Source organism: Methylosinus sp., from assembly GCF_036560965.1.
GTDB lineage: Bacteria > Pseudomonadota > Alphaproteobacteria > Rhizobiales > Beijerinckiaceae > Methylosinus.
Window position 1 is genome coordinate 17,581 of record NZ_DATBQF010000003.1, and the last position, 11,330, is coordinate 28,910.

Genomic DNA, 11,330 nt, shown 5'->3' on the forward strand with positions numbered 1-11,330 from the left:
TGATGCGGTCAAGACCCCGCTCATGAGCGGGATGTCGCAAGGGGAGGGAGCGTCGAGGTGCTTATTCTGCGGCGTCGAGCTGCGGCCGCAAGGGGATCAGCGCCACCATGAACTGCGACAGCTCGCGGGAAACATCGGGGTCGCGCTTCAGATCGACGAGGCTGCGCGGCGCGGGGATCGGCTGGTCATGCGCGAGGGCGACATCCATCCAGAGCGTCAGCGCTTCGGCGGCGTTCGTCATCGCCTCGTCGAGACCGCGGAGACGCAGCCGGGCAGATCGGGGAACCAGACCCCGACGGCCTTTCCCTCTTCCTCTTCGACGATTGCGACGTAATGGGTCATCGAGCTCGTTCAGTTCCTAGGCCAGCCCGCCGCTTTGTAGATCGTCCAGACGAGACCCTGGCCGAGGTCCTTCTTAGGATGCGGCAAAGGATAACGGCGCCGGTTTTCGGATTTCGAAAGACATGGTGCGAGCCGGCGACGTGGACCAGCACCCAGCCTTCCTTCTCGAGGCGGCGTTCGATGTCGCGGCTGGTGGTGAGCATGGGGCGAATTCATGGCGCGCGAAACCGTGGTCGAACCAATGATAGCATCAATCGAAATGCGCAGGCTCTCGCGCGCGGCGGAGTAATCCGTCCTTCGGCCAGCCGGCCTGGCGATAAATGTCGGCGGCGGTGGTGGAATATTCTTCTTCGGATGAGCGACGGCGACGCGTCCGGCTAGCTCGGATGCTTGTATCGCCGATGCGAGCGAGACGAGCAGCCAGCCTTCGCGTTCCAGACGTCGGACGATCTCGCGGCTGTCGGTGAGCATGAATCATTCCGATGAATTTCACCGGAGGATATGCCGAACGCCCCCTTCGTGTCTTCGTGTCGAAAAACCACGAAGACACGAAGGATGGGAGCGGGGCGGCCGCAGGGAGGAGACGGCCGCCCCGGCCGGACGCTCAGAAGCAGCCGAGCTTGTCCGGGCTATAGCGGATCAGCAGATTCTTCGTCTGCTGATCGTGATCCGGCATCATGGGGTGATTCTCGTGCCGACGCCCGAAGGACACGAAGGATGGGAGCGGGGCGGCCGCAGGGAGGAGACGGCCGCCCCGGCCGGACGCTCAGAAGAAGCCGAGCTTGTCCGGGCTGTAGCTGACCAGCAGATTCTTCGTCTGCTGATAGTGATCCAGCATCATGCGATGATTCTCGCGGCCGATGCCCGATTGCTTGTAGCCGCCGAAGGCGGCATGGGCCGGATAGGCGTGATAGCAGTTGGTCCATACGCGTCCCGCCTGCACCGCGCGGCCGACACGAAAGGCGCGGTTGATGTCGCGCGTCCACACGCCGGCGCCGAGGCCGAAGATCGTGTCGTTTGCTATGGCCACCGCCTCTTCATCCGTGTCGAAGACCGTCACCGACACCACGGGCCCGAAGATCTCCTCCTGGAACACGCGCATCTTATTATTGCCTGCGAGCACGGTGGGGTTCACATAATAACCGCCGGAGAGATCGCCGCCGAGCTCGGCGCGTCCGCCGCCGATCAATATTTCCGCGCCCTCCTGCCGGCCGATGTCGAGATATTTTAAAATCTTCTCCATCTGCTCCTGCGAGGCCTGCGCGCCGATCATCGTGCGCTTGTCGAGCGGATCGCCCTGCACGATGGCGCCGACGCGCTTCACTGCTTTCTCGATGAATTTGTCGTAGATGCTTCGATGCACCAGCGCGCGGCTCGGGCAGGTGCAGACCTCGCCCTGATTGAGCGCGAACATGGCGAAGCCCTCGAGCGCCTTGTCGAAGAAAGCGTCGTCCTCGGCCGCGACATCGGCGAAGAAGATGTTGGGCGATTTGCCGCCGAGCTCCAAAGTCGCGGGGATGAGATTGCGCGCCGCATATTCGCCGATCAGCCGTCCCGTGCCGGTCTCGCCGGTGAAGGCGATCTTGGCGATGCGCGTCGAGGAGGCGAGCGGCTTGCCGGCCTCGAGGCCGAAGCCGTTGACGATATTGACGACGCCGGCCGGCAAGACATCGCCGACGATCTCCGCCCATACGAGTATGGAGGCGGGCGTCTGCTCGGCCGGCTTCAGCACCACGCAATTGCCGGCGGCGATCGCAGGGGCGAGCTTCCAAGCCGCCATCAGCAAGGGAAAATTCCACGGAATGATCTGGCCGACGACGCCGAGCGGCTCGTGAAAATGATAGGCGACAGTGTCGTGATCGAGCTCCGATATGCCGCCTTCCTGCGCGCGGATCACCGAGGCGAAATAGCGGAAGTGATCGATGGCGAGCGGAATGTCGGCGGCGAGCGTCTCGCGGATCGGCTTGCCATTGTCCCAGCTCTCGGCTTCCGCGAGGGCGTCGAGATTGTGCTCCATGCGATCGGCGACGGCGTTGAGAATGCGCGAGCGCTCGCCGACGCTGGTTCTGCCCCAGGCGTCCTTGGCGGCGTGGGCGGCGTCGAGCGCCATTTCTATGTCGCTTTCGTCGGAGCGCGCGACCTCGCAGAGAATCTGCCCATTGACCGGCGTCGCATTCTCGAAATAGCGGCCGGCGCGCGGAGCGACCCAGCGCCCGCCGATGAAATTCTCGTAGCGAGCCTTGAATTTGGGTGTGGAGGAGCGGAGGAATTCGGGCCTCGTCATGACGTTTCCCCTAGGTTTTTCAAGAACGCGCCTTTGCGGCGTCGGGGTGGATCATCCGCCCGAGCAGCCGGCTGCGCCAGAGGGGGAAACGCATGAACGGGCGCAAGGTGTCGCAGATTTGCGACACTCGGGCGATTTCGAGCGTCTTTTCATGCTTCGACGAAACACCGAGAGATGCTCGGCTCTCGGTTCGACGCTCTAATGTCCCTGCGACAAGCCGAGCCGGCCGAGCTTGCGGTGCAGCGTCGCGCGGCTGACGCCGAGCAGACGCGCCGCCGCCGTCACATTGCCATTGGCGCGGGCGAGCGCGCGGCGAATGGCGCCGCGCTCGGCGTCCTCCAGCGCGGTCTTTTGCAGCTCGGCCTGCGCCTCCGCCGAGCCGGCGAGCAGATCGGCCGCCGGAAGCTGCGCGGCGATGCGCGCGTCGGTGACGCCGAGCTCCTGCCGCGCCGCCCGCGTCGCGCCGATGACGAGATCATGCCGGTCGACGGCGATGAGCGAGGCTGCGTTTCGATCCGCCTGCGGCGAGAGCAGAATGCGCGCATCGGCGAAAGCGCGGCGGAAGTTCAGCGCCTCGATCGTCCGCGCGGCGTCGACGACGGCGACGGCGAGCAGATTGGTCAAGCCGTCGGCGAGCGTCTCGTTGCAAGAGGAGACGTCGAGCGCCGCCGCGAGCCGTCCGAGATGATCGAAGATCGGCGCGGCCGTGCAGCTCAGCCCGGTGTTGCGCGTGTGAAAATGCTGGTCGCGATGGATCGTCAGCGCGCGCTCTTCGACGAGAGCGGCGCCGATGGCGTTGGTGCCCTGATGCGCTTCGCTCCACAGCGCGCCGGGCCGCAGCCCGCGCGTGTCGAAGACGGCGGCGTGGGAAGCCGAGCCGCGCCGCTCCAGCGGAATGCCCTGCGCATCGGCGAGCAGAACGCAGCAGCCGAGATCGGCGATCGCCGCGGCGAGCCGATCCACCACGCTCTGCGCGACGCGGGCCAGCGGCTCCAGCCGTTCGCACGCCTCCCGCAATTGCGCCTCGGTGAGGCGATCCGGCGCGCGGGCAGTCTCCGGGTCGAGCCCATGGAGCGTGACGCAGCGCCGCCAGGAGGCGGCGACCGCCGAGCGCGCCGGCGCGGCCTCGTCCGCGACGACCGAGCGTACGCGGATCTTGTGCGAATTAGCGATCTCTCCGCTCATGCGAAGCTCCCTCGGAAGCCGCGAATATAGATGATGAGCGCCGCCGACGCACGTCTCTTCGCGCCAGCCTCTTCGTGCGCAGCCTGCTCGCGACAGCGTCTTCGCGTCTTTGCCCAGGCGTCCGCGCGCCATCGCGTTTATGTGAAGGATTTATGGAAATCTTTACTATATTGGGGCGTAATTTGCTTCCGGGTTCGGCAAAGCTCACGTTGATCGCCTTCGCGTCGAGCGCAAAGGCTTGCTACGGAGAGCGCACGAATACTCGCGCTGGAGCTACGTAGAGCGGACAAAAAACCGCCAAATTGTAACGGCAGTTTCTTAAAAGATGCTCGGGATCGGTCAGATAAAGTCTCGTTCCGGGCGCGTGTGGCGTAGTCGAATGGCTTCGTGAGAAGCGCTTCGACAGTGTGAGTAACGGAAGTCCTTCCGAAAGTGGGGGTGGATGAGAAAGAGTCCCGGTGAACGATGCTTGCTCAATTCCTTGCCGCGCCGTGAAATCTCTCGCCGTATTCTGACTACGACTCTCTTCCTCGCCGGGGCCCTCACTGTGGGGGGGCTGGCGGGCCTGGCCATGCGCGACTCCGAGCGCGTCGTGGAGCTGCCGCGGCCGACCGCCGCCGCGCTCGAGATCGACTCTCCCGTCGAGACGACGGCGACGCTGGCCGCGACGTCGCACGAGTCTTTCACAATTCCCTTCGGCGTTCTGGTCGGCGATCTGCGCGCTCATGCCGCGCCCAGAGCCGTCGTCGCCTCGCTGGAGACGCCGCAACCCGCGCTGCTCGTCGCGCCCACGCCGCCCATCCGCAAGGACGCGAGGCTGGAGCCGCCGGCGGCCGGGCCGCAGCTCGCCGAGGAGGAGGACGGCGGCGCGCCGCTGCCGCCGCCGCGTCCTTCCGAATTCGGCCTGCGCGTCCATGTCCCTCTCGTCTCGGCGCCGCTCGTTTCCGCGGTTCGCGGCGCGCGCAAGACGGCCTCCGCGCCGGCGCAGGAGGGGGATAGCCGCTCCTTCTTCGAGAAAGTCTTCGGCCCGCTGCAGCCGACCGGCAAGGCGTTGGCCTATGCGGCGCCGGAGGCCGGGCTGTTCGACGGCCTGCGCTCCCTGACGCGCAATCCGACCTCCGCCTATGACAATCAAACGGCCGTCTACGACATCAGCGCGCATACGGTCTATCTGCCGGACGGCACGCGGCTCGAGGCGCATTCGGGCCTCGGCGACAAATTCGACGATCCGCGTTTCGTGCATGTGCGCATGCATGGCGCGACGCCGCCGCACACTTATGATCTCACCTTCCGCGAGAGCCTGTTTCACGGCGTGCGCGCGATACGGCTGACGCCGGTCGGCGGCGAGGGCGCGATCTTCGGCCGCGCCGGCTTGCTCGCGCATACTTACATGCTCGGCCCGCGCGGCGACTCCAACGGCTGCATCTCGTTCAGGAACTACGCCGCCTTCCTGCGCGCCTTCGAGCGTGGCGAGGTCAAGCGCCTCGTCGTCGTCTCGAGGCTGTGACGAGAGAAAGCGGCCGTCACAATTTCTTCGGCTGATCGTCGAAGGCCGGGAGATTGCGGCAGCCGAGCGCGCCATATTCCTCGACGCGCTTGCGGGCGCCGGCGGTGCCGCGCCGAGGCGGATCGAGCGCGATCCAGGAAAAGAGCGTGAAGGCCGCATCGCAGGGCTTGCCGACCGCGACATAGGCGTTGGCCAGATCGATGAACAGCTTCTCATTGACCTTGGCGCGGTCGTGGAACAGCTCGATCGTCGTCTTGAATTCGCCGATCGCCGCGTCATAACGCTTGGCCGCAAACAGCGCCCGCCCGCGCAAATAATGAAAATCCGGAAAGATCGGCTGCTCCGAGATCAGCGCGTCGGCGATCGCCAGGGCCTTGTCGGCGTCGCCGATGCGCAGGAACAGCTCGCTGGCGCGGCCTTTCTCCATCGCGCTGTCGGGGCAGGCGGCCGCGAAGCCGCGATAGGCGCCGGCGGCGACGCGCTCTTCGCCCTCGGCGATCAACGCCTCGGCGAGCGTGGCGACGGCGCGCTTGTCGCAGGGCTCGCGCAGCAGCTTGGCGAGCGGGGCGGCGACTTTGGGCGAGGCGACGAGGCCCGCCCGCATCGGCTCCATCTCCAGCCTGTCATAGACGGGCGCATATTCGTCGGCCGGGGTCGGCGCGCCGATGGCGTTCGCCGCGGTATAGGCCTCGCGGCGCAGAAAATCGCCGAGCTCGGGCGCGACGGCCAGCGCGAGGCCGAGAGCGGCCGCGACGGCGACGAGGACGCCGATCCAGACGAGGCTCCTCTCCGGCGAAGGCGGCGGGGCGATGCGGTCCCCGCGATCGATCTGCATGATCCGTGGTCCCAAATGCAAGTCGACAATGGCGGCGGAGCCTAGCCGAAAATCGCGGCGAAAGCGCGTCGGGCTTTTGCGGTCGGTCAGGCCTCCCGCAAAATCTCCTCCAGCGCGGCGTCGAGCGCCTCGGGTTCCGGCTCTTCTATCGTGGCGCTCTGCGTGAAGATCAGCGCGCAGCGGACTCGCTTGCCGGGATAGAGCCGCAGCGCCGCGGCGCGATAGACCGCGAGCTGGCGCAATTGCGCCGGCGTCGCCGGGTGACGCGGCGCGCCGGTCTTGAAATCGGCGACGATGACGTCGGTTTCCGTCTCGGCCAGCCGGTCGATGCGGCCGCAAATGGCGATCTCGCCGCGCGGCCCCTCCAGCCTGGCGACGATCTCCACCTCCGGCGCCGAGCGCGGCCCGAACAAAGGCGCGAGCGAGGCGTGGCCGATGACGTCGAGAACGGCGGCGACGAGCCGCTCGCGCTCCGCTGCGTCGAGCGGCGCGCCACGCAGCGCCAAAAAGCGCAGCGCCGCCTCGACGCGGCGCTCGGGCGGCATGTCCGGCAGGCGTTGCAGCAGCGCATGGGTGAGCCGTCCGACCAGCAGCCGCTCGCGATCGCGCCGGGTCGGCGCCGCCGGCTCCTCCCCGGCCGCGACGGGGTCGGCCGCCGTCAGCGCGGTCGCCGGCCGCAAGGGCGGGGTCGGCGCGCGCTCCGCCGGCGCGGGCTCGCGCGCATAGGCCGGGACGAGGAGGCTCGCGGGGCCGTCGGCCTCGCGGGCTGTCGTCGCGCCGCGCGCGGCCGCGCCATAGCGCAGAATTTCTTTCGTCTCGTCGAGCGGGTCCGCAGCGCGCTCGCAGGCGGGCTCGAGCGCATTGCGAATGGCGTCGAGCCAGCAGCCGGCGGCGCGCCCGGCCGGCCCGTGGAAGCCGCCGACATAGAGCCGTTCCTCGGCGCGCGTCAGCGCCACATAGAGCAGCCGGCGATGCTCCTCCCGCGCCGCCTCGCGCAGCGCCTCGCGCGCCTCGGCCACGGCGGGCGGATCGGCGGCCATGGCGGTCGACCAGACCAACGTCGCGCCATCCTCCTCGCCGAGCCGGAAGATCTTCGGATCATGGCGCCCGGACGGGCCGCCGCAAGTGTCCGGCAGAAAGACGATCTTCGCCTCGAGCCCTTTGGCGGCGTGCACGGTCATCACGCGCACCGCGTCGCCCGCCGCCTCCATGTCGCGCTTGACGGACAGCTCCAGAGCCTCGACGCCGGCGAGAAATCCGACGAGGCCCTGCGCCTGCTCGCGCTCGAAGGAGAGGGCGAGGCGCAGAAATTCGTCGATCGCGTCATTGGCCTCCTGGCCGAGCCGTCCGACCAGCTTTTCGCGCCCGCCGCCGGCGCTCAGAATATGGCTGTAGAAATCGAAGGGCGCGCGGCTGCGCGCCTCCTGCGACCAGCGTTCGATCAGCGCCGCGGCCTCTCGGTGCGCCACATCCGGCGAGGCGGCGAGCGCCTCGACGAGCGCGCCCTCGCGTTTGGGCGCGAGCGCGATGAGATCATCGTCGGTGAAGCCCAGCAGCGGCGATTTCAGCAGCGTCGCCAGCGTGAGATCGTCCTCGCGCAGCAGCGCGACGCGGCCGAGCGCGACGAGATCCATCACCGCAATATGGCCGGAGAGATCGAGACGATCGGCGCCGGCGACGGGAACAGCCTCCGCCTTCAGCGCGCGAATGACGCCCTCGAAAAAAGCGTCGCGCTTGCGCACCAAGATCATCACATCGCCCGGCCGCACGGCGCGCATCGCGCCCTTGTCCTCGACGCATTCGCCGTTCTGCGGCGCGAGCAGCGCTTTCACCTTGCGCGCGATCTTGCGCGCGAGCCGCGCCGGCGGGCCGGCCTCGTTCACATAGTCGATCGGCAGTCGCCAATCTTCCGGCGCCTCCGCGCCCTGGGACGCCTCCGGCTCCCATATTTCGACGAGGCCCGGAACATCGGTCTTCCACGCCTCGTGCAAGGGCGCGGGCTCGTCGCGATTCGCCGAGAGGCCGCGCCTGTTCTCCTCCACCGAGAAGACGATATCGACCGCCCCCAGAATTTGCGGCGAAGACCGGAAAGAGCGCGTCAGCCGCACGGTCTCGAAGCCGAGCTCTGCGTCCCGAAAGCGGCGCGCGAAATCGCGGCGCATGGCGTCGAACTTTTCCGGCGCCGCGCCCTGGAAGGAGAAGATCGACTGCTTCTCGTCGCCGACGGCGAAGAAGCTGCGATTGCGCCGCGAGACGCCCGCGCCCGCGCAGAACTCATCGGCGAGCGCGCCCAATATGTCCCATTGCGCGGCGCTGGTGTCCTGCGCCTCGTCGACGAGAATATGATCGATGCGCGAATCGAGCTTGTAGAGCACCCAGGACGGGCTCGAGCTTTGAAACAGTCTTCGCGTGCGCTCGATCAGATCGTCGAAATCGAAGAGGCCGCGATTGCTCTTCATGCGCTCATAGGCGGAGAGAATGGCGTCGCCGAGCCGCGCCAGCGCCATGGAGCGATCCAGCGCCGCCGCCGCCTTGCGTTTCTCGACGAGCGGGACGAGACGATCGCGCTCCTCCTCGAGCCGCGCCAGCAATGCGGGCTGCTGCTTCTGAAGCGCGGCCGAGATGATCTTCTGCTTGCCGAGTCCGCGCGGCTCGCCGTCCTTCTTGAAGAAGACGGCGAGATATTCTTCGACACATGCGCTGAGCCGATCGCCGGCGCCCCCTCCCGGCTCGCGATGCGGGGGAGGGCCGGGGAGGGGGCTCGCCAACCCCGCCGCGATCGTCAATTGAGTCGCGAGCTTTCCATCATTCGCCCCGCCGCCGCGCAGCGCCTGCGCGATTCCGTTCCAGTCGCGCGGCGAAAGACCGTCCTCGACGATCGCGCTTTCGACCGCCTCGAGCGTTTCGCCGTCGCGCAGCCCCAGCCGCTCGCGCAGCAATTCGGCGTAATCGTCCGACGATAAATTGCGATGCGCCGCCCTATGGCCGAGCAATTCCGCGATCAGCTCGTCGAAGCCGCCGCCGGAGGTGAGCCGCGACACGCTCTCCAGCGCCGCGCGCAATTCGCCCTCGTCCAGCACGGCGCGCGCCAGCGTCTGCCGCCGCGCGCGCTCCAGCAATTCGGCGCGCTCGAGATCGTCGAGCACGCGGAACGACGCCGCGACATTGGCCTCGAAGGGAAAGAGATGCAGAACGCGCTCGCAAAAGGCGTGGAGCGTCTGGATCTTCAGCCCGCCAGGCGTCTCCACCGTGCGCGCGAAAAGCCGCCGCGCGAAGACGAGCTCCGCGCGCGACGGGCTCGGCGCGCCGATCGCGAGAATCGCCGACGTCAGCGCCGCATCGTCGAGCAGCGCCCAGCCGGCGAGAATATCGAAAATGCGCGCCGCCATATTGGCGGCCGCCGCCTTTGTGTAGGTGAGGCACAGAATGCGCGAGGGCGGCGCGCCGGCGAGCAGCAGCCGCACCACGCGCTGCGACAGAACATGCGTCTTGCCGGAGCCCGCATGCGCCGCCACCCAGGCCGATCGCGCGGGATCGGAGGCGGCGCGCTGCCGCTCCCGCGTGTCCTTGGCGATGGGGCGTCGGTCGCTCATCCGGTTTCCATTTGGAGCGACTTCCGATCGCTCGAATGATCTCGTCAAAAGCGCTCTAAGGCGACGTCTTCTCGATGCTCTCGGTCACGACGTCGTCGATCATGCTGTCGAGATCGGTCGCCTTCGTCTCCTTGGTGAAGATGAGCGCGACGATCGTCGAGACGCCCAGCAGCGCGAGATAGAGGCCGACCGATCCGACTCCGTAAGTCTGCGCGAGCCATGTCGCGACGAAAGGCGTCAGCGCGGCGCCGAGAATGGAGGCGAGATTATAGGAGACGCCCGAGCCCGTATAGCGCGTATTGGTCGGGAACAGCTCCGGCAATATCGCCGACATGGGCCCGAAGGTCAGCCCCATCAGCGACATTCCGATGCTGAGAAACGCCAGAATGAGTCCGCGATTGGCGGTCTCGCCGGTTCCGATGAGCTCCTTGGAGAGGAAAAAGCGGAAGGAGAGGCCGAACAGAACGATTCCCGTCGTCACGATGAGCAGCAGCTTGCGGCGCCCGATCCTGTCGGCGAGATGGCCCGAGACGGGGATGAAGCCGGCGAAGAACAGCACGGAAATGAGCTGCAGCACGAGAAAATCGCGATAGCCTATGCCGAGATTGCCGAGCGCGACCTTGCCGATGCCATAGGACAGAATCCATGTCGTCATCAGATAGAAGAGGCCGTAGGTCGCGACCATGATGAAAGTGCCGAGCAGCAGCTCCTTGGCGTTGTTGCGAAACACATGGGCGAGCGGCGATTTCAGTTTCTCGCCGCGCTCCAATGCGCGCGCGAACACCGGCGTCTCGTTCAGCTTCAGGCGCACATAGAGGCCGAGCGTGACCAGCAGAATGGAGAGCAGAAACGGCAGCCGCCAGCCCCAGGCGAGAAAATGCTCGTCCGGCGTCGCGCGCGTGGAGTCGAAGGCGAAGAGAATGGTGAGCGTCAGGAAGAATCCATTGGCGAGAATGAATCCGAAAGGCGCGCCGAGCTGCGGCCACATGGCCGCCCAGGCGCGCTTGCCCTTGTCGGCGGTCTCGGTGGCGAGCAGCGCCGCGCCGGACCATTCGCCGCCCAGGCCGACGCCCTGGCTGAAGCGGAAAATGGTGAGCAGGACGGGCGCGAACAGGCCGATCTGATGATAGGTCGGCAAGAGGCCGATGGCGAAGGTGGCGAGGCCCATCAGCAGCAGCGAGCCGACCAACGTCGCCTTGCGCCCCACGCGATCGCCGAAATGGCCGAAGAGGACGGAGCCGATCGGCCGCGCGATAAAGGCGACGCCGAATGTCGCCATGGAGGCGAGCAGCGCCGCGCTGCCCGCGCCGGCGGGGAAGAACAACAGCGGAAACACCGACACGGCGGCGGTGGCGTAGATGTAGAAATCGAAGAATTCGATCGTCGTTCCGACGAGGCTCGCGAAGATGATGCGATTTCTGTAGCTTTTATCCGCCACTTCGAGAGTCATTTGGGATTCCTCGCCTACGTATGTCTGTGCCTGCGCATGTCTGTGTGCGGCGCGAAGGCGCTCTGAGAAACCATACAAGAAAAGTATTTTAGTCGCTATCGCCGCAGCTTCGGCGAGCGCGAATGCGAGACCGC

General features: G+C 66.8%; 8 protein-coding genes. 1 reads left to right on the forward strand and 7 read right to left on the reverse strand.

Going from position 1 to position 11,330, the window contains the following annotated elements; genetic code table 11:
• Positions 1–61: 61 nt before the first annotated feature.
• The 4 genes from VIF40_RS00165 to VIF40_RS00180 all read right to left on the reverse strand — a co-directional run bounded on the left by VIF40_RS00165 (position 62) and on the right by VIF40_RS00180 (position 3,811).
• Entirely contained in the window at positions 62–241 is a 180-nt protein-coding gene (locus tag VIF40_RS00165; protein ID WP_331935488.1) for a hypothetical protein, read from the reverse strand.
• 97 nt (positions 242–338) lie between these two features.
• Positions 339–545, reverse strand: coding sequence for a type II toxin-antitoxin system HicA family toxin (locus tag VIF40_RS00170; protein ID WP_331935489.1), 207 nt, complete (start codon positions 543–545; stop codon positions 339–341).
• Between the two features lie 563 nt (positions 546–1,108).
• A complete protein-coding gene (gene adh / locus VIF40_RS00175; RefSeq protein ID WP_331935490.1) occupies positions 1,109–2,626 on the reverse strand; it encodes an aldehyde dehydrogenase in 1,518 nt (505 codons plus the stop codon).
• 198 nt (positions 2,627–2,824) lie between these two features.
• Positions 2,825–3,811, reverse strand: a complete 987-nt coding sequence (locus VIF40_RS00180; RefSeq protein ID WP_331935491.1) for a helix-turn-helix domain-containing protein — start codon at positions 3,809–3,811, stop codon at positions 2,825–2,827.
• A gap of 571 nt (positions 3,812–4,382) precedes the next feature.
• Here VIF40_RS00180 and VIF40_RS00185 point away from each other — a divergent pair.
• The gene (locus tag VIF40_RS00185) at positions 4,383–5,318 is read left to right on the forward strand and encodes a DUF2778 domain-containing protein (protein ID WP_331935492.1); all 936 of its coding nucleotides are present in this window, start codon (positions 4,383–4,385) and stop codon (positions 5,316–5,318) included.
• A gap of 16 nt (positions 5,319–5,334) precedes the next feature.
• On the opposite strand, the gene VIF40_RS00190 is transcribed toward VIF40_RS00185, so the two are convergent.
• The 3 genes from VIF40_RS00190 to VIF40_RS00200 form a co-directional block, all read right to left on the reverse strand.
• Positions 5,335–6,153, reverse strand: coding sequence for a tetratricopeptide repeat protein (locus VIF40_RS00190; RefSeq protein ID WP_331935493.1), 819 nt, complete (start codon positions 6,151–6,153; stop codon positions 5,335–5,337).
• A gap of 86 nt (positions 6,154–6,239) precedes the next feature.
• Positions 6,240–9,746 carry a double-strand break repair helicase AddA gene (gene addA, locus VIF40_RS00195; RefSeq protein WP_331935494.1) on the reverse strand — a complete coding sequence of 1,169 codons (3,507 nt, stop codon included), beginning with the start codon at positions 9,744–9,746 and terminating at the stop codon, positions 6,240–6,242.
• 55 nt (positions 9,747–9,801) lie between these two features.
• Entirely contained in the window at positions 9,802–11,196 is a 1,395-nt protein-coding gene (locus tag VIF40_RS00200; protein ID WP_331935495.1) for an MFS transporter, read from the reverse strand.
• Positions 11,197–11,330 lie beyond the last annotated feature (134 nt).